Origin of the sequence: Citrobacter sp. U14242, assembly GCF_046555775.1 — a bacterium.
Classification (GTDB): Bacteria; Pseudomonadota; Gammaproteobacteria; order Enterobacterales; family Enterobacteriaceae; genus Citrobacter.
On record NZ_JBKGLW010000005.1, the window covers coordinates 20,276 to 42,604 of the forward strand.

Annotated in this window: 19 protein-coding genes; 5 read left to right on the top strand and 14 right to left on the bottom strand. The window is 50.3% G+C overall.

The window, feature by feature from the left end; genetic code table 11:
* Positions 1-75: 75 nt before the first annotated feature.
* From pcoS to pcoA, 6 genes are read right to left on the bottom strand one after another with little or no spacing between them, the layout of a single operon-like run.
* Positions 76-1,476: a copper resistance membrane spanning protein PcoS gene (gene pcoS / locus ACLJXE_RS09415; protein ID WP_006785898.1), complete on the bottom strand. Its 1,401-nt coding sequence runs from the start codon at positions 1,474-1,476 to the stop codon at positions 76-78.
* On the bottom strand, positions 1,473-2,153 hold the full coding sequence (gene pcoR / locus ACLJXE_RS09420; protein ID WP_001188930.1) for a copper response regulator transcription factor PcoR: 681 nt from the start codon (positions 2,151-2,153) through the stop codon (positions 1,473-1,475). Before pcoR ends, pcoS begins: the two co-directional genes overlap by 4 nt.
* 54 nt (positions 2,154-2,207) lie before the next feature.
* A complete protein-coding gene (gene pcoD, locus ACLJXE_RS09425) occupies positions 2,208-3,086 on the bottom strand; it encodes a copper resistance inner membrane protein PcoD (protein ID WP_306453573.1) in 879 nt (292 codons plus the stop codon).
* 55 nt (positions 3,087-3,141) lie between these two features.
* Entirely contained in the window at positions 3,142-3,522 is a 381-nt protein-coding gene (pcoC, locus tag ACLJXE_RS09430) for a copper resistance system metallochaperone PcoC (protein ID WP_000025662.1), read from the bottom strand.
* Between the two features lie 39 nt (positions 3,523-3,561).
* Entirely contained in the window at positions 3,562-4,452 is an 891-nt protein-coding gene (gene pcoB / locus ACLJXE_RS09435; protein ID WP_001378118.1) for a copper resistance outer membrane transporter PcoB, read from the bottom strand.
* 5 nt (positions 4,453-4,457) lie between these two features.
* A complete protein-coding gene (gene pcoA, locus ACLJXE_RS09440) occupies positions 4,458-6,275 on the bottom strand; it encodes a multicopper oxidase PcoA (RefSeq protein ID WP_000925242.1) in 1,818 nt (605 codons plus the stop codon).
* A 234-nt stretch (positions 6,276-6,509) separates the two neighbouring features.
* Between pcoA and ACLJXE_RS09445 the strand changes: the two genes are divergently transcribed.
* Together ACLJXE_RS09445 and ACLJXE_RS09450 are read left to right on the top strand one after the other, a co-directional pair.
* Positions 6,510-6,959, top strand: coding sequence for a copper resistance protein (locus tag ACLJXE_RS09445; RefSeq protein WP_001023257.1), 450 nt, complete (start codon positions 6,510-6,512; stop codon positions 6,957-6,959).
* Between the two features lie 288 nt (positions 6,960-7,247).
* Positions 7,248-7,985, top strand: a complete 738-nt coding sequence (locus ACLJXE_RS09450) for a peptidoglycan DD-metalloendopeptidase family protein (protein WP_000287501.1) — start codon at positions 7,248-7,250, stop codon at positions 7,983-7,985.
* 33 nt (positions 7,986-8,018) lie between these two features.
* Here the strand turns inward: ACLJXE_RS09450 and ACLJXE_RS09455 are convergent, their stop codons facing one another.
* The 7 genes from ACLJXE_RS09455 to silC all read right to left on the bottom strand — a co-directional run bounded on the left by ACLJXE_RS09455 (position 8,019) and on the right by silC (position 17,687).
* Positions 8,019-8,216 carry a DUF2933 domain-containing protein gene (locus tag ACLJXE_RS09455; protein ID WP_000843494.1) on the bottom strand — a complete coding sequence of 66 codons (198 nt, stop codon included), beginning with the start codon at positions 8,214-8,216 and terminating at the stop codon, positions 8,019-8,021.
* A 40-nt stretch (positions 8,217-8,256) separates the two neighbouring features.
* Entirely contained in the window at positions 8,257-10,704 is a 2,448-nt protein-coding gene (gene silP, locus ACLJXE_RS09460) for an Ag(+)-translocating P-type ATPase SilP (protein WP_023331515.1), read from the bottom strand.
* 126 nt (positions 10,705-10,830) lie between these two features.
* A complete protein-coding gene (locus ACLJXE_RS09465; protein WP_000758228.1) occupies positions 10,831-11,271 on the bottom strand; it encodes a DUF411 domain-containing protein in 441 nt (146 codons plus the stop codon).
* An 86-nt stretch (positions 11,272-11,357) separates the two neighbouring features.
* Positions 11,358-14,504, bottom strand: a complete 3,147-nt coding sequence (gene silA / locus ACLJXE_RS09470; RefSeq protein WP_032620969.1) for a Cu(+)/Ag(+) efflux RND transporter permease subunit SilA — start codon at positions 14,502-14,504, stop codon at positions 11,358-11,360.
* A 10-nt stretch (positions 14,505-14,514) separates the two neighbouring features.
* Complete coding sequence (silB, locus tag ACLJXE_RS09475; RefSeq protein WP_000157620.1) at positions 14,515-15,807, bottom strand: Cu(+)/Ag(+) efflux RND transporter periplasmic adaptor subunit SilB; 1,293 nt, start codon at positions 15,805-15,807, stop codon at positions 14,515-14,517.
* Between the two features lie 113 nt (positions 15,808-15,920).
* Positions 15,921-16,274 carry a cation efflux system protein CusF gene (cusF, locus tag ACLJXE_RS09480; RefSeq protein ID WP_001246155.1) on the bottom strand — a complete coding sequence of 118 codons (354 nt, stop codon included), beginning with the start codon at positions 16,272-16,274 and terminating at the stop codon, positions 15,921-15,923.
* A 27-nt stretch (positions 16,275-16,301) separates the two neighbouring features.
* On the bottom strand, positions 16,302-17,687 hold the full coding sequence (gene silC, locus ACLJXE_RS09485) for a Cu(+)/Ag(+) efflux RND transporter outer membrane channel SilC (protein ID WP_048242262.1): 1,386 nt from the start codon (positions 17,685-17,687) through the stop codon (positions 16,302-16,304).
* Positions 17,688-17,876: 189 nt separating this feature from the next.
* Here silC and silR point away from each other — a divergent pair, with 189 nt between their 5' ends.
* The 3 genes from silR (at position 17,877) to silE (ending at position 20,707) form a co-directional block, all read left to right on the top strand.
* The gene (gene silR, locus ACLJXE_RS09490; protein ID WP_000697970.1) at positions 17,877-18,557 is read left to right on the top strand and encodes a copper/silver response regulator transcription factor SilR; all 681 of its coding nucleotides are present in this window, start codon (positions 17,877-17,879) and stop codon (positions 18,555-18,557) included.
* Positions 18,550-20,025: a copper/silver sensor histidine kinase SilS gene (gene silS, locus ACLJXE_RS09495; RefSeq protein WP_001548141.1), complete on the top strand. Its 1,476-nt coding sequence runs from the start codon at positions 18,550-18,552 to the stop codon at positions 20,023-20,025. Before silR ends, silS begins: the two co-directional genes overlap by 8 nt.
* Before the next feature lie 250 nt (positions 20,026-20,275).
* Positions 20,276-20,707 carry a silver-binding protein SilE gene (gene silE, locus ACLJXE_RS09500; RefSeq protein ID WP_038633721.1) on the top strand — a complete coding sequence of 144 codons (432 nt, stop codon included), beginning with the start codon at positions 20,276-20,278 and terminating at the stop codon, positions 20,705-20,707.
* 208 nt (positions 20,708-20,915) lie between these two features.
* Here silE and ACLJXE_RS09505 read toward each other — a convergent pair.
* Positions 20,916-22,063, bottom strand: a protein-coding gene (locus ACLJXE_RS09505) for an IS3 family transposase (RefSeq protein WP_096755719.1) whose coding sequence is annotated in 2 segments (ribosomal slippage) — positions 20,916-21,826 and positions 21,826-22,063 — 1,149 coding nt in all. Because the reading frame shifts where the segments join, the coding sequence is not laid out codon by codon here.
* Between the last annotated feature and the right edge of the window lie 266 nt (positions 22,064-22,329).

A 22,329-nucleotide genomic window follows, 5' to 3' on the forward strand; every position in this document is an offset into this window, starting at 1 on the left:
AAAACCGCCTCTGTTTATCGCGTGACTGAACGATGACATTTTTGTCACCTTCCGGGTTTCTCCTGAATAACGGTATTAATCCATTAACAGACGCACACTGAACACAATTTCCCGCCCCTGCTGTTCTGCTGACAGCTCGCCGCCGTGAGCATGAATGATCGACCTTGTAATTGATAATCCCAGCCCCGCGCCTTCCGTGTTGTAGAACCTTGATGAGTCTGCGCGATAGAACCGGTCAAACAAACGTTCCAGATTAGCGGGAACCTGGCCGGATATCGTATTCGTAATCATCACGTTCACACAGTCACTGTCACGCTCAAGGTGTATCGCTGTACAGGTGTTATCGGGAGAATACTTGATTGCATTGGAAAGCAGGTTACTGAAAGCACGTCGGAGCATATCGCTGTCTCCGGCAACAACGCCCTCTCCTTCAACCGTGATTGTCTTTCCTGTTTCGTCTGCCAGGGGCTCGAACAACTCACGTAATTCATTCAGTTCGGCTGCCAGATCCACATCATGTTTATCCAGCCGCAGCAGACCATGCTCTGAACGTGCCAGAAAAAGCATGTCACTGGTCATTCGTGACAACCTTTTCAGTTCTTCCAGGTTAGCGAATAAAATTTCGCGGTAATGCGAAACATCCCTTTCCTTAGCCAGTGCAAACTGCGTCTGCATCATCAGATTACTGACTGGTGTGCGCAGCTCATGCGCGATGTCAGACGAGAAATCTGACAGTTTCCGGAATGCCCCCTCCAGGCGATCAAACATATTATTGAACTCCTGCATGGTCTCAGAGATTTCCGGCGGAGCCAGATCGGGATTTAGACGCTGATCCAGGCTGTGTACAGTCATGGAGGAAGCCAGACTGGTCATTTCCCGTAACGGTTTCAGACCAATACGTGTGGTCAGCCAGCCCAGAAAAACAGAAATAAAGACCAGACCGATATTGAACCAGAACAGCCAGGTACTGAGTTTGTCCATAAACAGGGTGTGATACCCAGTATCCGTGGCAACCGTAATGATGACATGTTTGCTTTTACCCTGTTCCGGCGTCACGGCAACCCGCCGCGAGATACTGCGGTACACGGTGTTATTTTCTTCCGTCTGGATCATATAGTCGAGAATATCACCCGACTTATTAAGCAGGACCGCTGGAACAACAGAATTTTTGGCATAGAGTTCAACAATTTTTTCATTTTCCATGTTTTTTATAGAAATGAATAAACCATTGTGCCCTACCATCGCATCGTTTATTTTTTCTGATAATGACTTAATATCCGTTTTGTTCCGGAACGTCTCTGTTTTAAGAAACTCTTCGGTGAGCTGAAGTTTACCTGTCAGAAAATCGCGGTCCTGATTATCGAAATAGCCATTAAGGGTGCTAATCAGGATAAAACTTGATAACCACCATACCGTAAGCATCACCGCAGAAAAAATCAGGCTCAGGCGTGTGGTCAGGGAAATTTTGAACCTCACTCTTCTCTGATCTCCAGGACATATCCGGCACCGCGAACGGTATGGATCAGTTTTGGCTCAAAGTCATCATCAATTTTACTTCTCAGACGTCTCACGGCGACATCAATCACATTCGTATCACTGTCAAAATTCATGTTCCAGACCAGGGACGAGATAAGACTCCTGGGTAACACTTCTCCGGTGCGTTGCAGCAGCAACTCAAGCAGAACGTATTCTTTACCGGTGAGATGGATCTTCTTCCCCGAACGGATCACGGTCCGGCGCACCATATCAACGGTCATATCGGCGATGGTGCAGACTGTTGCGGCCTGCGAGCGTGCCCGGCGCAGTAGGGTTCTTACACGTGCAACCAGCTCCGTAAAATCAAAGGGCTTAATCAGGTAGTCATCTGCGCCAAGCTCCAGTCCTTTCACTTTGTCCCGCACGTTGTCCTTTGCGGTTAAAAACAGGACCGGTTCTTCGTGCCCGGACTCCCTCAGTGCGCTGATGATTTGCCACCCGTCGAGGAAAGGCAGCATCACGTCCAGTATTATCAAATCATACTGTCCCTTCGACGCGGCCCCGAGACCATCGCGGCCATTATTAAAGAGATCGGCCTGATAGCCTTCCTCAACCAGTCCCTGCTGCAGGTAACGACCTGTTTTTTGTTCGTCTTCAACGATTAAAATACGCTGCATGGTCAACTCGCTGATATGAAAGTAAAAATCTCACGCATGAGCTTTGGCTGTCCCCTAGCTGACCTGAGACGGAGCAAGCATTCCGAGCCACGCTACGGCGCCCAGAATGATAATCGCAACAACGAATTCTGTCAGGATGCTGTTTCGCATCAGGGCAACGCTGCGATCATAATTCCCTTCCCTGACCATAACTTCAAGCCGGGGACCCAGGTGAAACCGGTTTGCTGCAGCCAGAAGAAGCATCAGAACAAACAGAGCCGTCTTGGCAAGCAATATCCTCCCCCAGGAACTGTTGAATAAGGGAGTTAAGTTACCCTCAGCAATATACAGATAGTTGACCAGCGCACTCAGGATCAGGGCTACAACAATCACCGTTCCTGCCGTGGCAAATTTTGCCAGGGAGTCAGATATCACAATGACGCTCTGTGCATTATGCTCGTTTCTGCGCATCAGCAGGATAGCAAATGCAACCAGAGCACCTGTCCAGGCACCTGCAGCGCCGAGATGGGTCAGATCGCTCAGTAAATGGAGATAGTAATGCAGACCGTCATGCATAACGGCGTGTCCTCCCCAGGCAAGTGTAGCCAGCGCCACGCCCCCACTCATCGTCATCAGCAGGCAGGACAATACTCTCTTATTAGTGTAAAGGAACAAAGCACCGAGTGTGGTAAACAGGGCACAGAGCCTGACAATCCAGCTAATACCCACATCAGTTTCTTCTATCACCATCTCGATAACATGGATGGATAATTCTCTGAGGTCAGTTACTCCACTCATGGCATTAGATACCAGGAGCATATTAATGCCAGTAAGAATGATGCCTGTAACAACAGCAAAGGTTATAAACGACCTGAAATTAGTCAGGTTATAGGTTTCATATCTGACACCGCTTATTCCATATATCTGAAAAAATGGCAATCCAAATATTACCATCAAATCCAGATAAAGAAGAAAACGAATAACAATCATAATCAGGTCGTTCATAATATTACTTCACTGTAAAGGTGTAATTACCGGTAATAGGGTGCGTATCTGAAGAAACCGCGCGCCAGTCAACACGATAAGTGCCAGCGGGTAAAGGCTCTCGCGGAATAATGACCATCGATTTAGGGTCAGCGCCTGGCGCCACTTTTGCCGCGACCGGCATCGGAGAATGTGATGACATGCCTTTCATACCCGTCATCGTTAATTTTGCACCTGAGAATTTCACGGTCAGATTTTCCGAGAAATTAAGCTGAATCTTTTCCGGGGCCGCTACGGCTGAATCAGCCTGTGGCACAGAGCTTTTTAATTCCGGATGGGCCATAGCAGAGAAAGCAACGCCCATAACGAGGCCACCTGTAAGAATGGCTTTATTTAAAATCGACATTTTATTTACCTGTTTAGTTGAGTGTTTTATATCAGTGCGTTAAAACCAGATTCTGGCTCCCGCCAGGAATACTACCTGATGGTCTTTCTCACCTTCTCTTTTCGCCATATCGGATGTTTTCCCGTAAAGTTGATTCCAGGAAACGCCTATATAGGGTGCAAACTCACGGCGTATTTCATAGCGCAGCCGGAGCCCCAGCTCTGTGTCAGTCAGTCCCCTGCCGCGACCCCGCGATTCATCATCCTGACTGTAGAAATTCACCTCATAGGATGGCTGGAGTATGAGCCGGTTAGTCAGTAAAACGTCGTATTCTCCTCCCAGACGAAGGGCTGCTTTTCCGCCATTACTGACAAAACCCGTAATTTCAGACTCAAAATTATAGAGTGCCAGCCCCTGAAAACCGACAGCAGCCCAGGTCCGGGCAGAAGCAGGTCTGAAATCCTGCCTGACACCCGCAACCAAATCCCACCATGGGCCAACCGCATGTCCCCAGAGTAACTGCGCTTCAGCCGCCTCCGTTTCCCCATTGCTTCGTTCACCTTCACTCTTTAGCCAAATCCGATCTGTGTCGCCTCCAATCCAGCTGTTAACACTCCAGCTGAAATTGTTGGTGTTATCCGACCGTTGCCATTCCAGTTGATCCAGCAGAACCAGATAATTAATCGCACTGTCGTGAATCGCATGCCCCTGTAAATTGCCGAATGCAGCCTTCCGGTCGGCATCGGTAACAGGCGGAATTGGCGTTCTGCTCTCAGTTACAATGGGCTCCATTGACGTCATCTCAGTGAAATTCTCATCTGCTGGCATCTGCATGGCAGACATGTCGTGCCCGGCGTGGGGATCTGCAGAGACGGAGCCCGCCGCAATAGAAAGCTGTGAGGTAAACAAACCGGCGACCAGAACAGGTATGGCCTTCAAATTTCTCTTCATTCGCATCATTCCTCCACCCGGACTTCACGAAACATTCCCATTTCCATGTGATAGAGCAAATGGCAGTGATACGCCCAGCGGCCAAGCGCATCTGCTGTCACTCTGTAACTGCGTTTTGTACCAGGGGGAACATCTATTGTGTGTTTACGAACCATGAAATTACCGTTTTCATCTTCCAGATCGCTCCACATACCATGCAGGTGAATGGGGTGAGTCATCATGGTATCGTTGATCAGCGTGATCCTGAGCCGCTCACCGTATTTCAGCAGCACCGGTGCGGCATCTGAAAACTTGATTCCGTTAAATGACCAGGCAAACTTTTCCATGTGGCCGGTTAAATGCAGTTCTATGGTACGGCCAGGTTCACGTCCGTCAGGATCCTCAAAGCGGCTTTTCAAATCCGCGTACGTGAGAACCTTTCTTCCGTTATTTCGAAGACCAATACCCGGATCATTTAATTTCGGAGAGACGCTCATCGCCTGCATATCAACCAGTGGGTTATCCGTTTCTGACGCAGGATGACTTTGCATACCCGGCATTCCGGCCATCCGGGAATGATCCATACCGGCCATGCTGCTGTGATCCATGGGCGCGGAGGATGTCCCGCTATCCGGAAGGTCAGCACCGTCCATAGACATCATCTCTCCGCTGTTATCCATGCCTCCCATCTGGCTGTGGTCCATTCCTGCCATATCATGTCCCATTCCCCCCATACCCATATCTTCCATGGTCAACAGAGGACGGGGATCGAGGGGGGGAACGGCAGCACTTAACCCCTCTCTCGTGGCCAGTGTCCCTCGAGCGTAACCGGTCCTGTCCATGGATTGTGCGAAGATGGTATAGGCCTCACCCTGAGGCTCCACAATGACATCATAGGTTTCGGCAACGGCAATCCTGAATTCGTCAACGGTAACCGGGTTTACATACTGGCCATCTGCAGCCACGACCGTCATTTTCAGCCCGGGGATACGGATATCGAAATAGGTCATTGCCGAGCCGTTGATAAACCGTAAGCGTATCTTTTCACCGGGACGGAACAGTCCGGTCCAGTTTTTCAGCGGGGCCTGCCCGTTCATGAGATAGGTGTAGGTGTAGCCACTGACATCCGCGAGGTCAGTCGGATTCATTTTCATTTCAGCCCACATTTTCCGATCGGCAATGGTGGCTGACAGCCCCCTGGTATTCACGTCGCGGAAAAAAGAGCCAACGGTTGGTTTATTGAAATTGTAGTAATCCGACTGTTTTTTTAATTTTTTCAGCAGGCTGTGAGGATTTTCATCGGTCCAGTCAGACAACATGACCACATGCTCACGATCGTAAGCAAACGGTTCTGGCTCCCTGGCATCGATGATAATGGCACCGTATACCCCCTCCTGTTCCTGCAGACCGGAATGGCTGTGGTACCAGTAAGTCCCGTTCTGCTTAACCTTAAAGGTGTAAACGTAGGTATCATCAGGCTCTATGCCCATAAAACTCAGCCCCGGAACACCATCCATATTGGCCGGAAGAATAATGCCGTGCCAGTGAATGGACGTCTGTTCATTAAGACGGTTTTTGACCTTCAGGGTAATGGTGTCACCTTCTTTCCAGCGAAGAACGGGCCCCGGCAGGCCTCCATTGATTGTTTTGGCCTGACGCTCACTGCCCGTGATATTGACGGCCGTTTCACCAATGGTCAGGTCAAACTGAGTACCCTGCAGGGATGCGGCAACTGGCAGGCTCAGACTGGAACGCGCATTGAAACTCCATACGCCAAGACTTCCGGCTACGCCAGAGAGGGTTAACCCCTTCAGGAAAGTTCGTCGAGACGTTTTCAACAGCATGCGCATTCCCTTATTTAAAGTATGGTTACTGACAGAATTCGAGAACCGATTTAAATTAAATTACTGGTTCATCCACTTACAATGAAATGAATCTAGCACACCTTAAGAAACAAATTCATTACAATCGTGTAATGTACATAGCTGTATTACATTTACGTCATCTTCCCCACAGGTTGATTATTTTTATATATGATCATAAGGACATCTTTTATGTACCTCAGAAGGTAATTACACATGAATATATTAATCACGACCACTGCGTTTACAGCTTTATTTTGTGGGGCAGCTTTTGCTCAGTCCAGTGATATTGCCCATGAAGCACATCGATTTGTTAATAATGCCTCAGCCGTCAGTCATGTGAATTCCTCGACGCATGAAAACTTACCGGACAGGGTTAATAAAAACAACACGCCCTCATTCTCTGAAATGAATGAACATGAAAGGGCCATTGTTGCTCATTCATTTATGAACAACAGCGCGTCCTATGCGCATCAGAAAATGATTGAGGAACATAAAAAAATGCTGTCCGGCAGTGATGCAAATTCAAAGACCTCGTCTTCTTCTTTTAACGAACTGAATGCCGGAGAAAAAGCCGCTCTCGTGCATGAGCAGGTCAATAATGCCGGTGCGGAAGCACATCAGACGCAGGCAAGAAAGCTTCGCGGGCTGTATTCGACCAGGTAACTGCAGGCGGGTTAGTGCTTAGCGTCAGGTGCGCAGCAGGGCTTTACTGACGGGTTACGTAGCAGGACATGAGCCCCATATTGCTCTGCCGTAACCTGTTTCAGTCCCGTTAATCATCACCGTCGGGCTGGTCATACAGTTCCCAGAGCTTCAGGAGCAAACGGGAAACAAGATATGTTACAAAAATGACGACCATCAACGGTGCTCCCGATTAACTGACAGATGACACGCCTCCTGAAAACCCCTAGCATACGCCGCAGTGTTCATGCTAACGGCGAATTCCAGTAAATGTATTCTACCGATGTCGTAAAAGAAAATGCCTACCTTTCAGCCACCCGCTCGGGGCTGGAATCGAACGAGATCGCTACTCTTCAGCGCTCCTTGCCTTCCCGGTTTAATCTGCGGCATTTGAAAAAAAATGAATCATTAAAACTCGTACTGCAAAAGAAAGCGGGAAAATCACGTGTCGTGGCCTATAAATTTACGTCCGGTTCATTTAATTACACGGCGTATCGTATATCAGATAAAAAGTTCTATAACCTTTCCGATACTTCCGGGAAAGGCAGTCTCGATTATCCGTTACCGGCCACAGCAAGACTCAGTTCGCCTTTCAATCCTGCAAGACTTAACCCGGTATCGGGAAAAGTGAGTCCCCATAATGGCATTGATTATTCCATGCCCATGAACACGAAAATAGTCAGCGTCATCGACGGAAAAATCACCCGGGCCGAATACAACAGTACCATGGGATATTTTGTTGAAGTAACGGGAAAAGCCGGTGTTAAAACTCGCTATCTCCACCTCAATAAAATACTCGTTACTAAAGGGGCCAGGGTTACACGGGGAGGTGCTATTGCGTTATCCGGTAACAGCGGACGTTCATCCGGTCCTCATCTGCATTACGAGCTGGTCATCAATAACAACCCTGTTAACTCTCTGGCGTTCCGGGCAGCGGCACCCGCTGATAACAAACTCGAACAGCATGCCTTTGCGCATGCCAGAGACTACGAACGATACCTGGACTGATAACGGGACCGCGACGCGGCCCCGTCTGCCGGATTAATTTTTTTTATCGTTTTCACTTCCGTGATGTTGATGATCTCCATGCCCTCCGTGGCCGTGGAAAAGATGCATTAGCGGGCAGACCAGCAATAACAGATATGGCCAGTAACCTGCCACATGTGACCAGTGTTCGCGCAGGAGGGCAAATGCCGCGATCGCGGCGACAGCAATAAGCGCATAGGTGGTACTTTTCATACTGGACTCCTTCTGTTCGTAACTGACCCTTCACTCAGTGTTATTTCCCGAGCCTGACACTTTTCAGACGCAACGCATTCACAATGACGCTGACGGAGGAAAGAGCCATGGCCGCCGCCGCAATAACTGGCGACAGCAGTATTCCATACACAGGATAAAGCAGACCTGCAGCCACAGGCACGCCAAGTGCGTTGTAGATAAATGCAAAAAACAGATTCTGACGGATATTTTTCATGGTGATCTCTGACAGATGACGGGCCCTGTTCAGTATCATCAAGTCGCCTTTGAGAAGGGTGACTCCGGCACTTTCAATTGCCACATCTGTACCCGTTCCCATGGCTATACCCACGTCAGCCGCTGCCAGCGCCGGGGCATCATTCACACCGTCTCCGGCCATCGCAACCACATGGCCAGACTCTTTCAGTCGGGTTATCACTGCTTTTTTGCCATCCGGCAGAATTCCGGCTTCAACCTCATCTATTCCCAGTTTCCGTGCGACTGCTTCAGCAGTAAGCTGGTTATCCCCGGTGAGCATAACAATGCGGATCCCCGCCTGACGCAAAGCTTTAAGCGCATCCGGCGTGGTTGTTTTCACGGGATCCGAGATAGCTATCAGGCCTGCAAGGTCCCCGTCTGTGGCCACATAGATAACGGTAGCGCCTTCCATCCGCAACGTATCCGCAACGGCCTTTTGATTATCAATAACGATACTGTTTTCCTGCATAGCCAGTTCATTACCAATAACAACCCGTTGACCTTCGACATCGCCTGAGACACCTTTACCCGACGGTGCATCGAAATGAGTGACTGCGGGTATTGCGATCCCCTTTTCCTGTGCTGCTTTAACTACTGCCATACCCAGCGGATGCTGCGAGCCTTTTTCCACTGCGGCTGTTACACGCAAAAGAGATGTTTCCCCACCCGGATTGAGACTGATAATCCCTGTCACCGTAGGCGAACCTTCCGTGAGCGTGCCTGTTTTGTCGACAACCAGCGTGTCCACTTTTTCAAGACGCTCAAGGGCTTCGGCATTCCTGATTAACACCCCGGCCTGGGCTCCTTTGCCCACCCCCACCATTATCGACATCGGCGTGGCCAGCCCCAGCGCGCAGGGACAGGCAATAATCAGGACCGACACAGCCGCAATGAGACCGTGCGCCATCCTGGGCTCGGGCCCCCAGACAGACCAGATCACGAAAGCAACAACCGCGATAAGTATCACCAGAGGAACAAACCAGCCTGAAACGCTGTCAGCCATTCTCTGGATGGGGGCACGCGAACGCTGTGCATCAGCGACCATCTGAACAATTCGTGAGAGCATTGTTTCATCACCGACTTTCTCTGCACGGATGATGAGACTCCCTGTCTGATTAATGGTCCCCCCGATGACAGGGTCACCCTCCGTTTTGGTAACCGGCATAGATTCCCCGGTCACCATCGATTCATCAACGGTTGTTTTGCCTTCGATCACAATACCGTCGACCGGAATACTCTCTCCTGGTCTGATGCGGAGCTTATCGCCAGGCAGAACATCTTCCGCATTAATATCCGTTTCATGACCGTCATGATCCAGCCGCCTGGCGGTTTTGGGGGCAAGATTCAGTAGTGCAGTAATGGCACCTGAGGTTTGTTCCCGTGCCCGCAGCTCAAGAACCTGTCCCAGCAGAACAAGCACCGTAATAACTGCTGCGGCTTCAAAATAAACGGCCACCAGGCCATCCATGTTTCTGAACGATGCAGGAAACCAGGAGGGGAAGACGGTTGCAATGACGCTGTACACCCAGGCTACGCCGGTGCCCATTGCAACAAGGGTAAACATATTCAGGGAGCGGTTACGTAACGACATTCCGGCCCGGGCGAAGAATGGCCAGCCACACCACAACACGACAGGAGAGGCCAGAAGCAGCTGCAGCCATGTGTTGTACTGTGGCGGTACTGTATTCCTCAAGGCGGGAAACAGATGAGATCCCATTTCGAGTACCAGAACCGGAAACGCCAGCAACAACCCCAGCCAGAAGCGTCTTGTCATGTCGCGAAGTTCATCACTTGGCCCCGTGGATGCCGTAGCTACGAGCGGCTCCAGTGCCATTCCACAGACAGGACAGCTTCCGGGACCACTGCGGCGTATCTCCGGGTGCATCGGACATGTCCACACACCTTCAGAATTCTCTTTCTCCGCCTGGTGGTGAGGCTGTTTTATCTGATCAGGGCTGACTTCGTGATGATCGTGGTGATGGTGATGGGAATGTTCACTGGCATCTTCGGTAAGATAACGATCGGGATGGGCTTTAAATTTACTCTCACAGCTGGCGGAGCAGAAATAAAGTTGATGGTCCTGGTATCGAATGCTGCTGTGCGCCCTGTCGGGCAGGATGTCCATCCCGCACACGGGATCTCTCACCTTATGCAATACGTGGCCCTCGTCCGGGGATAATGTCTGCTCAGAAGCAGTCTGGTTGTTGTGTTGCACTGCATTGTCATTTTTCACAGTAACTCTCCTTATGCATACCGAAGCATCTTCTGTCTTCAGGGTATGTCATGGATGCGATTACCACGAATGCCGCCGGCATAAGAGTGCCTGCTGCCGGCGTCCCGTTATCAGCCGTTCCGCTGACTATTCGATTCGCTGGAAGACTTTTTTACTTCCATCCGGTGAGAATGCGATAACATCGTAAGCCTCTTTTCGGGCTCCCATCTCCATTCCAGGACTTCCTGCTGGCATACCGGGGGTGGCGAGACCGTATATACCTGAACCAGACTGCATTGCCTTATGTATCGTTGTCGCAGGCACATGGCCTTCAATGATCAAATTACCGGCAACCGCGGTATGACAACTTCGCAGTCCTGCAGGAATAGCATGCTTTTCTTTCAGGGCTGACAGCGCCTGATCATTCATGACGTGAGTTCGTACTTCAAACCCGTCTTTTTCCATCGCCTTGCCCCACAGGGAACAACAGCCACAGTTTTCAGATTTGTACATATCAATCACTTTTTCACTCGCCATCGCGGGCAGTGAAAGGCCGAGAGCCAGCGCCATCAGAACCACTTTTTTCATACTCACCTCTGTATATTATCGATTTAAACCCTGACGTCAGGGTGAATCAGTAAAGAAGGACACCCACAGGGGGTGCCCTTTCAGGTTCAGGACACGCTTTTTTTATGTCTGCGCAGCCAGATTAATTTGTAGGCGGCAGGAATAATGAACAGGGACAGCAGCGGAGCCGTGATCATCCCACCAATCATGGGTGCCGCGATACGGCTCATGACTTCTGAACCTGCACCGGTTCCCCAGAGTATTGGCAGCAGACCCGCAATGATCACCGCCACGGTCATGGCTTTCGGCCGGACACGCAGTACGGCACCATGATAGAGGGCTTCATCAAGGCCTTCCGGTGTGAACGTCTCTTTACGGGACAATTCCGGGTGCGCTTCAATGGCATGACGCAGATACATCAGCATGACCACGCCAAACTCTGCTGCCACCCCGGCCAGAGCGATAAACCCCGTTCCGGTTGCGACAGACATATGGAAGCCCTGCCAGTACAGGAACCATATCCCGCCAACCAGGGCGAACGGCAGGCTCATCAGGATCAGCAGGGCTTCATCAACCCGGCGGAATGCCAGATACAACAGGATGAAGATGATCATCACCGTCATCGGCACCATCAGCTTCAGTTTCTTGTTGGCATGCTCAAGCAGTTCAAACTGTCCGGAGAATGACACGCTGGTACCCGGTCTCAGTTTCACTTTCTGACTGATCGCCGTTTTAATGTCATTAACCACCGACACCATATCCCTGCCGCGCGCGTCAATGTAAATCCAGCTGGCTGGACGGGCATTTTCCGTTTTCAGCATAGTCGGCCCGGAAACGACCTTAATATCCGCAACATCGCCCAGCGTGATCTGCTGCTTCATCGGGGTCAGGATCGGCATCTGTTTCAGGGCCTGCGGGCTGTTCCGGTAATCCTGCGGATAGCGGATATTAATCGGGTACCGGGCCACGCCTTCAACCGTCTCACCCACCATAGCCCCACCGATGGCTGATGAGATGAACAGCTGCACATCGCCCACCGTCATTCCGTAGCGGGAGGCTTTTTCCCGGTTGATATCCACATCAATGTAGCGCCCGCCTTCCAGTCGCTCTGCGAGAGCAGACACTACGCCGGGTACGGTTTTGGCGACCGCTTCGATACTCTGCGCCGTTGCATCGATATCGGACAGAACCGTTCCGGACACCTTGATACCTATCGGGCTTTTGATCCCGGTTGAGAGCATATCAATACGGTTACGGATTGGCGGCACCCAGAGGTTTGCCAGCCCCGGTAAACGGACGGTCCTGTCGAGTTCTTCAATAATCTTGTCAATCGTCATGCCTGGACGCCACTGATCCTCAGGTTTGAGCTGGATCGTGGTTTCAACCATTTCGAGCGGTGCGGAATCCGTGGCGGTCTCTGCTTTACCGGTCTTGCCAAATACAGAGGCCACTTCAGGAACGCTTTTGATTAACTTGTCCGTCGTCTGCAGGAGCGCTGCAGCTTCAGCCGGAGAGACACCCGGCAGGGTCGACGGCATATACAACAGGTCGCCCTCGTTAATCTTCGGCAGAAACTCACCGCCCACCTGGCTCAGCGGCCAGATAACGGTGAAAATGGACAAGGCCGCAACCAGCAGGGTTGTTTTTGGCCAGTGGAGAACCCGCAACAGCAATGGATGATACGCTTTGATCAGTACCCGGTTCAGGGGGTTACTGGTCTCTGCAGGAATTTTCCCCCGGATCCAGAATCCCATCAGAATCGGAATGACGATGATGGCCAGCGCGGCCGCGCCCGCCATGGAGTACGTTTTCGTGAATGCCAGCGGGCCAAACAGACGTCCTTCCTGACCTTCCAGGGTAAAGATAGGAATAAAGGACAGGGTGATGATCAGCAGGCTGATAAACAGTGCGGGTCCCACTTCAACGGAGGCATCGGTAATCACCTTCCAGCGGGTGGCGTTGTCAATCTGCTCACCAGGATGCTGATGATCCCACTCCTCAAGCCGCTTATGCGCATTCTCAATCATCACAATGGCGGCATCCACCATCGCACCGACGGCAATCGCTATCCCTCCCAGCGACATGATATTGGCGTTCAGTCCCTGGAAGTGCATGACGATAAAGGCGATACACAGACCAAGCGGCAGAGAGATAATCGCCACCAGGGCAGAACGTACGTGCCACAGGAACAGGGCACAGACGATGGCCACCACGATAAACTCTTCCAGAAGTTTGGAACTGAGGTTATCAATCGCCCGGTCGATGAGCTGGCTGCGATCGTAGGTGGTCACGATTTCAACGCCTTCCGGCAGGCTGGCCTTCAGCGTCTCAAGTTTATCCCTCACTGCCGTGATAACGTCGCGTGCATTTTTACCCGACCGCAGGATCACCACGCCGCCAGCGACTTCGCCCTGGCCGTTCAGCTCGGCAATACCACGCCGCATTTCAGGCCCGGTCTGCACTCGGGCAACATCCCGCAGATAAACCGGCACGCCGTTCTCGCCTGTTTTCAGGACGATGTTATTAAAATCATCAATGCTCTGAAGATAACCGCTGGCACGGACCATATACTCAGCTTCGGCCATTTCAACGGATGAGCCACCGGCCTCCTGGTTAGACGATTCAAGGGCCTGTTTCACTTCGGGCAGGCTGATACCATACTGAGACAGTTTTACCGGATTGACCTGAATCTGGTACTGTTTCACCACGCCGCCAACCGAAGCGACCTCAGCCACGTTCGGGATGGTTTTCAGCTCAAATTTCAGGAACCAGTCCTGCAGAGAACGCAGTTCTGAAAGGTCGTGTTTTCCGCTGCGATCGACAAGGGCATATTCAAATATCCAGCCCACCCCCGTGGCGTCCGGACCGATTTCAGAACTCACACCGGCGGGCAGTTTTCCCTGTACCTGGTTCAGGTACTCCAGCACGCGGGAACGGGCCCAGTACAGATCGGTGCCGTCTTCAAAAATGACATACACATACGAATCACCGAACTGTGAAAAACCACGCACGGTTTTTGCGCCAGGCACGGACAGCATGGTGGTGGTAAGTGGATAGGTGACCTGGTTTTCTACAATCTGCGGGGCCTGGCCGGGATAGCTGGTTTTGATAATGACCTGCACATCTGACAGGTCAGGCAAGGCATCGACAGGCGTGTTAATAATCGTCCATGTGCCCCAGATGCTGAGAAACAGGGCCCCCATCATGACCAGGAAACGGTTGGCGACAGAGCGCCGGATAATCCATTCAATCATCGTCGTCTCCTCAGTGCCCTGAATGCATATTTACAGGCTGGTCAGACATTGCTGGCATACTGCTTTCTGTTTTTTCAGGGTGGCGCATACGTTCCAGTGCGCCCGTAATATTGGCTTCAGAGTCAATGAGGAACAGGCCACTGACCACCACGGTATCGCCTTCATTCAGGCCGGAGCCGATGCCGGACTGTTGCTGTGACTCATGCAGAACGTGGATCTGTTTCGGCACAAACTTGCCTTCATCATCAACAGTAATCACGCGCTGTTCTTTGCCGGTATCGATAACGGCCTGGCTTGGTATCAGCAGCATCTCCTGGCTTCTGGTATTCAGTTTCAGATAGGCATTCATGCCCGGCTTGAGAAACTCATCCTTATTAGAAACCTGGAGACGGACCTGAAGCGTACGGGTTGTCTGATCCACGCTGGGAAGAATATTCCATTTTTCGACATGGAATGTTTTATCCGGATAAGCCGGTACCGAAATTTCAAACTGCGACGTATCTTTCAGCAGATAGGCGATAGATTCTGGCACTGCAGCGCTGATCCAGACCGGGTCCATTCCCTGAATCTGAGCCACCACCTTATCTTTCGAAATATTCATGCCGGTGCGCAGGTCAAATGCAGTAATGACACCATCAATAGGTGCTTTAATGGTAAAACGGGTCTGAATGCTCCGGGTAGAACGCAGTCTCTGAATATCCTCTTCCGGCATACCTGCCAGGCGAAGCCGTTCCAGAACGCCTTTAATTTGCGTGGAAGTACCACCGGTGCTGGATAACAGAAGGAATTCACTCTGTGCTTCCACCCAGTCCGGAATGGTAATATCGATAAGTGGCGTCCCCTTCTTCACATGATCGCCAATCGTCATGGGGTAGACTTTTTCGACAAACCCGTCAGAACGCGCCTGCACAATAACAAACTGATACTCGTTATAGCTGACATTAGCCGGGATTGTCTGAGAATAATTCAGCATTCCTCGCGTGACTTTTTGCGTTTTTAATCCCAGATTCTGAACCTGGGTTGGGTCGATACGGATCCCGCCACTGCTTTTATCGCCACTGTCATCAGCATATTTTGGCACCAGGTCCATATCCATAAAGGGCGATTTTCCGGGTTTATCAAATTTGGTATCCGGTTTCATTGGGTCATACCAGAAAAGCACCTTTCGTTCCGGTGCCTTTTGTTCTGTTTTTTCTGTCTTTTGTGCTGAGTTTACATACTGCCAGGCAGTAACCGATATCAGCCCCCCTGCTATGAGGCTGCTGATAATTATTGCAGCATATTTTATCTTTAAAGAAGCCATACAATTTTCCGCTAAAAAATCAAAACACCTGGCATATGCGCCTGACGGTTAACTCACACATATACCTATGTGAATGTACAGGCGCACAGGATGTAATCGCTCCGGACAGCCAATCAGGACTGCGTCACGTTAATGCTTTTGAGTAAGGAGATATTGCCCTGCTGAATAAACGAGAAATCGACATGGTTGCCTGTTTTCAGGGCATTAATAGCATCGTCTGCATTAACAAAAGTAAAGCGCATGGTCATTGCAGGCCAGCCCACCGCTGGAATTGCTTCATGCGAAATGGTGATTTTCTTAGTATTCATATCAATGTCTTTAACGACACCGGTGCCCTTGATAACTTGCTGTACCGAAGCATCACTGGCAGTATTCATATCGCCATGCTGATGTGTTTCAGCATGAAGACCGGCAGAAAACATGACAGAGAAGGCACCAAATAAAACGGCTTTAAGTGAATTACGCATTTTAATTTCCTGATTAATTAAATAAATTTACTCTACCCAACCGCCACCCAGCGCGGTAAACAGATTAATTTCGTTAACCTGCCGGGAATAGGTAAGATCGAGAATGGTTTGCTGGGTAGCGAAGAGGGAACGTTCTGCATCCAGCACTTCGATGTAACTGACAGCACCACTTGCATACAATCCTCTGGCACGCTGTAGAGTTATCTGTAGTGAATCAAGATAACGCTGCTGTGACTCAAGTTGCTGGCTAAGGCTGTCGCGCAGCGCAAGCGTGTCGGAAACATTTTTAAAGGCTGACTGAATTTTTTGTTCGTAATTAACCACCGACTGTTGCTGGCGAATTTCAGCCAGCTTCAGATTGGCTTTGTTCCTGCCAGCATTAAATATAGGAATTTCAATTTTAGGAATAAAATTCCACATTCCACTTCCTGACGTAAAGAGGCTGGACAGCTCCGTACTGCTTGAGGAGAGACCACTGGTCAGGGTAATGGACGGGAAAAAAGCCGCTCGCGCTGCGCCAATATTGGCATCAGCCGCTTTCAACTGGTATTCCGCTTCCATAATATCCGGACGCTGCAGCAATATTTGTGACGACAGATTTGGTGGCAATTTTACTGGTGCGATCTCCCCACCTTTCATCCCTTTTTCTGACGGAACTGCGCGGTACGTTCCAAGCACCAGTTGCAGGGCATTGTTTGCCTGAGCCAGATCGCCTTCTCGTTTGGCTATTTCGGCGCGGGTACTTTCGATTTGCCCCCTGGCTTGTTCAAGCGCCAGAACGTTCGTACTCCCGGTCACCAGTTGTTGCTCAACGAATGCATAAGACTGTTCATAATTTTTCAGCGTTTCCCGCGCAATACGGAGTTGTTCGTACGCCAGTTGCTGGCTGAAATAGCTCTGTGAAACGTTGGAGACCAGCAGGATGTGTACGGCACGACGGGCTTCTTCGCTGGCAAAGTAGTTCTGGCGATCAGCCTCACTCATGTTCTTAAGTTTGCCAAAAAAATCGAGCTCATAGCTGAGCTCCAGACCCGCGTCGTACTCCTGCGTGGTCGGCTTGTCACCTTTCAGACCACCGCTGTATGTAATCCCGGATGAGGCATTCAGTTGGGGATAACGATCTGCATCCGTGACGTTGAACTGGGCCCGGGCCTCTTCAACCTTCAGGGCAGCCATTCTCAAATCACGGTTATTATTCAGGGCTTCACCGATCAGCCTGCTGACCTGGGGATCGACAAAAAAGTTTCGCCAGCCCGTATCCTGATAGCTGTTTACCGCAGGCGTCAGACTGTTTTTAGACAATGAAAACTGCTGGGGAACCGGAGCTGGCGGACGCTGATATTCAGGTGCCAGAGAAACACAACCTGCCAGGATGAATATGGTACTGATGCTAAGTAATTTTAATTTGAACATAACGCTTCTCGTACAGGCAGACCTGGTAAATGGTTCAAATGAAGTTCAGAGTATTACCAGGGTTACTTTACCGAACGCTCTCTGTTTGCCGGGTGACAGGATAATGACAATGTTGTCATTTTTGCTGTAATCCGTTGATAACGATCGTGGGCGCAATAGAATGACATTAGCAGCCAGCCGGGGAGCAAGATGAAAATATTGATCGTCGAAGACGAAATTAAAACAGGTGAATATCTCAGCAAAGGGCTTACAGAAGCAGGGTTCGTAGTGGATCACGCTGATAATGGTCTTACCGGATATCATCTCGCCATGACCGCCGAGTATGATTTAGTCATTCTGGATATCATGCTACCTGATGTGAACGGCTGGGATATCATCCGTATGCTGCGCACTGCCGGAAAGGGTACGCCGGTCTTACTGCTGACGGCCCTGGGCACGATCGAACACAGGGTCAAAGGACTGGAGCTGGGTGCGGACGATTATCTGGTTAAACCCTTTGCGTTTGCCGAACTGCTCGCCCGGGTGAGAACTCTTCTGAGGCGGGGAAACACGATGATCACGGAAAGCCAGTTTAAGGTGGCTGACCTCTCTATTGATCTCGTATCCAGAAAAGTCAGCCGCGCCGGGAACCGCATTGTGCTCACCAGTAAAGAGTTCAGCCTGCTGGAATTCTTCATTCGCCATCAGGGAGAAGTTCTTCCCCGCTCCCTGATTGCCTCTCAGGTCTGGGACATGAATTTTGACAGCGACACTAACGCGATTGATGTCGCAGTAAAGCGACTCCGCGCTAAAATAGACAACGATTACGAGACAAAACTGATCCAGACAGTGCGGGGCGTGGGCTACATGCTGGAGATCCCGGATGCATAGCAAACCGTCCAGACGACCTTTCTCACTCGCTCTGCGGCTGACCTTTTTTATCAGCCTGTCCACAATACTGGCGTTTATCGCCTTCACCTGGTTTATGCTGCATTCTGTTGATAAGCATTTTGCCGAGCAGGATGTCAGCGATCTGCAACAAATCAGCACCACACTAAACCGTATCCTGCAGTCTCCGGTTGATCCGGATGAAAAGAAAATAAGCAAAATAAAGGAATCGATCGCCAGCTACCGTAACGTTGCTCTTTTGCTACTTAATCCCCGGGGAGAGGTGCTGTACAGCTCTGTGCAGGGGGCTGCTTTACGCTCTGCTGTGAGTTCAGCCGATTTTAGCGAGCATAGCCGTGCACGTGATGTCTTTCTCTGGACGGTGGAGGATCCTGCGAGACCGATGGATACCGGGTCTGAAATGAAGATGGAAACATACCGGATTATCGCCTCCTCTGGCCAGGCGATATTTCAGGGCAAACAGCAGAATTATGTCATGCTGACTGGCCTCTCCATTAATTTCCATCTCCATTACCTCGATGCGCTGAAAAAAAATCTGATTGCGATCGCCGTCGTGATAAGCCTGCTGATTGTTCTGATCATTCGCATCGCTGTCCGTCAGGGGCACCTGCCCCTTCGTAATGTCAGCAATGCCATTAAAAACATCACCTCCGAGAATCTTGATGCGCGGCTGGAACCGACACGCGTTCCCATTGAGCTGGAGCAACTGGTTATCTCGTTCAATCATATGATTGGAAAGATTGAGGACGTCTTTACCCGCCAGGCCAATTTCTCTGCCGATATCGCGCATGAGATCAGAACGCCCATCACCAATCTGGTGACGCAGACTGAAATCGCACTGAGTCAGGATCGAACCCAGAAGGAACTTGAGGATGTCCTCTACTCCAGTCTTGAAGAGTATAACCGGATGACCAAAATGGTCAGCGACATGCTGTTTCTGGCACAGGCGGACAATAACCAGCTTATACCTGACAGGGTCCGTTTTGACCTCAGAGCAGAAGTCATGAAAGTCTTCGAGTTTTTCGAAGCCTGGGCCGAAGAACGCAATATCACGCTCAAATTTAACGGGATGCCCTGCCTGGTTGAGGGAGATCCACAAATGTTCAGAAGAGCGATCAATAATCTGTTATCCAATGCCCTGCGTTATACCCCGGAGGGACAGGCCATCACCGTCTCAATAAGAAAGCAGGAGAGCTTTTTTGACCTTGTGATTGAAAATCCAGGGAAACCGATCCCTGAAGAACATTTATCAAGGCTGTTTGACCGTTTTTATCGGGTGGATCCATCCAGACAACGAAAAGGAGAAGGCAGCGGCATCGGCCTTGCGATTGTGAAGTCAATCGTGGAAGCACATCACGGAAGAGTGCAGGTGGAATCAGACGTACGCTCCACGCGTTTTATCTTATCCGTGCCCAGACTGGAGAAAATGATCCCGGAAACCCAATGCTGAAAATAAAGATGTAAATGACAAAGATGTCATTAGCCTGTCATGCAGCAAACAGAAGCCATTCGATATAATTAGTGCAACTTATCAGGAAGGCTGGATTGCTTCATCAATACCCGGCGTCAGAGTACGCCAGGAAATGAATATCCAGCCCTCTTCCGGAGAAATAAACGCTGCCGAACTTGTTTCAGTTATGGAACTGAAAACACCGGTTGTACTTCCCCGGACATCACTAATTCAGAAATGGAGAGTTATCATGAAAAATATCGTATTAGCATCTTTGCTGGGCTTTGGTTTAATTTCATCGGTCTGGGCCACCGAAACCGTGAATATCCATGATCGCGTCAACAATGCACAGGCTCCTGCTCACCAGATGCAGTCTGCTGCGGCTCCTGTCGGGATCCAGGGGACTGCTCCTCGTATGACCGGTATGGACCAGCATGAACAGGCCATTATTGCTCATGAAACCATGACGAACGGCTCGGCGGATGCGCACCAGAAAATGGTGGAAAGTCATCAGAAGATGATGGGAAATAACACGGTATCCACGACCGTCCCGTCAACGTCTTACGCGGCGATGAATGAGCATGAAAGAGCAGCGGTTGCCCATGAATTCATGAATAACGGGCAATCCGGCCCACATCAGGCCATGGCCGAAGCGCACCGCCGCATGATCAATGCAGGCTGAATGCGACGGTAGTATCCGTGCTGTTACCTTTTCCCTGATAGATTTTCCTGAAACAACGTTGCTACATTTTTGCCCCCCGTCAGGGGGCTTTTTTGTCTGACTCAGCTACACTTAACCGGTACCTGTCTGAAAGGAATTATTATATGAAAATCAAAAACACCCTTTTTGTAATATTAATGTTATCCCTGCCTGAATCGCCACGGATAATCTAGACACTTCCGAGCCGTTGATAATACTGGTTTTCATATTCTGTCGGTGACATCTGTTCGCTAGAACCATGCCGACGCTTACTGTTATAAAACATTTCGATGTAATCAAAAATATCGCTGCGGGCTTCTTCCCGCGTTCCGTAGATTTTTTTCTTTATCCGTTCACGTTTCAACAACTGGAAAAAGCTTTCTGCAACCGCATTATCATGGCAGTTACCGCGACGGCTCATGCTGCCCTCCAGGCCGTGTGATTTCAGGAACGACTGCCACTCATGGCTTGTGTACTGACTGCCCTGATCCGAATGAACCAGCACCTGTTTTTGGGGATTACGCCGCCATACAGCCATCAGCAGTGCGTTCAGGACAATGTCCTTTGTCATCCGGGATTGTATGGACCAGCCGATAATTTTGCGTGAGAACAGATCAACAACCACGGCAAGATACAGCCAGCCTTCGTGGGTCCTGATGTAGGTTATGTCCGTTACCCAACTCTCATCCGGAGCATCCGGATTGAACTGTCGCTGGAGCCTGTTGGGCGACACGATACTGGCCTCGCCTTTACGTGCCCGCGGGCTCCGGTATCCGACCTGAGCCTTTATCCCGACACGTTTCATCAGTCGCCAGACTCTGTTCACTCCGCACTGTTGCCCGCTGTCCCGCAGATCCAAATGGATTTTGCGATAACCATAGACGCATCCCGATTCCAGCCAGAACTGTTTAATCTGCCCTGTCAGCCTCAGGTCTGCCTGATGGCGTTGTGAATGCGGCTGCTGAAGCCAGGCGTAAAAACCACTGGGATGAACATCCAGCACCCGACAGAGCAGGCGAACAGGCCAGCAACAGGTGTTGTCACGGATAAAGGCGTACCTCAGTCGGACAGCTTTGCGAAGTACGCCGCGGCTTTTTTTAATATGTCCCGTTCGTCGGTAACCCGCTTCAGCTCTTTCTGGAGACGGCGGATCTCGGCCTGAGCATCTGACTCTTCTTTATTAGTGGAAGAATCTGGACCGTACTTCTTTATCCAGGCGTAAAGGCTGTGGGTGGTGATATCGAGACGTGTTGCAACGCTGGCAACAGAATAACCGCGATCAACAACCTGTTTGACTGCTTCAATTTTAAACTCTTCGGGATAACGCTTACCGCTCATGGGCACCTCTCTTTAAGCCATCTTAAATGACTCTGAGGTGTCTGTTAAACCCGTGGCGATTCAGTTTAGACTGGCACTGTTTTCAGGGAGGAGATCACTCAGCGCATTATTCTCCACAACAACTCGATCCGACACGATTATTGAGAACGAACAGGCATTTTCCCCGTACAGTCAGCAGGTTAAAACCCTCTCTCGCAGGCGCACTTTAGTGCTGCCAATATTTTGCCCCGACGCACCTTTTTTGCCTGAACACGTTCACACCATTA

Excerpts from the sequence above, each read along its gene's own strand:
- pcoA (WP_000925242.1), bottom strand. The coding sequence starts at position 6,275 with ATGCTGTTGAAAACGTCTCGACGAACTTTCCTGAAGGGGTTAACCCTC.
- pcoR (WP_001188930.1), bottom strand. The coding sequence starts at position 2,153 with ATGCAGCGTATTTTAATCGTTGAAGACGAACAAAAAACAGGTCGTTAC.
- cusF (WP_001246155.1), bottom strand. The coding sequence starts at position 16,274 with ATGCGTAATTCACTTAAAGCCGTTTTATTTGGTGCCTTCTCTGTCATG.
- ACLJXE_RS09455 (WP_000843494.1), bottom strand. The coding sequence starts at position 8,216 with ATGAAAAGTACCACCTATGCGCTTATTGCTGTCGCCGCGATCGCGGCA.
- ACLJXE_RS09450 (WP_000287501.1), top strand. The coding sequence starts at position 7,248 with ATGTATTCTACCGATGTCGTAAAAGAAAATGCCTACCTTTCAGCCACC.
- silR (WP_000697970.1), top strand. The coding sequence starts at position 17,877 with ATGAAAATATTGATCGTCGAAGACGAAATTAAAACAGGTGAATATCTC.
- pcoC (WP_000025662.1), bottom strand. The coding sequence starts at position 3,522 with ATGTCGATTTTAAATAAAGCCATTCTTACAGGTGGCCTCGTTATGGGC.
- pcoD (WP_306453573.1), bottom strand. The coding sequence starts at position 3,086 with ATGGTAATATTTGGATTGCCATTTTTTCAGATATATGGAATAAGCGGT.
- ACLJXE_RS09445 (WP_001023257.1), top strand. The coding sequence starts at position 6,510 with ATGAATATATTAATCACGACCACTGCGTTTACAGCTTTATTTTGTGGG.
- silA (WP_032620969.1), bottom strand. The coding sequence starts at position 14,504 with ATGATTGAATGGATTATCCGGCGCTCTGTCGCCAACCGTTTCCTGGTC.
- silE (WP_038633721.1), top strand. The coding sequence starts at position 20,276 with ATGAAAAATATCGTATTAGCATCTTTGCTGGGCTTTGGTTTAATTTCA.
- pcoB (WP_001378118.1), bottom strand. The coding sequence starts at position 4,452 with ATGAAGAGAAATTTGAAGGCCATACCTGTTCTGGTCGCCGGTTTGTTT.
- silB (WP_000157620.1), bottom strand. The coding sequence starts at position 15,807 with ATGGCTTCTTTAAAGATAAAATATGCTGCAATAATTATCAGCAGCCTC.
- silC (WP_048242262.1), bottom strand. The coding sequence starts at position 17,687 with ATGTTCAAATTAAAATTACTTAGCATCAGTACCATATTCATCCTGGCA.
- silS (WP_001548141.1), top strand. The coding sequence starts at position 18,550 with ATGCATAGCAAACCGTCCAGACGACCTTTCTCACTCGCTCTGCGGCTG.
- ACLJXE_RS09465 (WP_000758228.1), bottom strand. The coding sequence starts at position 11,271 with ATGAAAAAAGTGGTTCTGATGGCGCTGGCTCTCGGCCTTTCACTGCCC.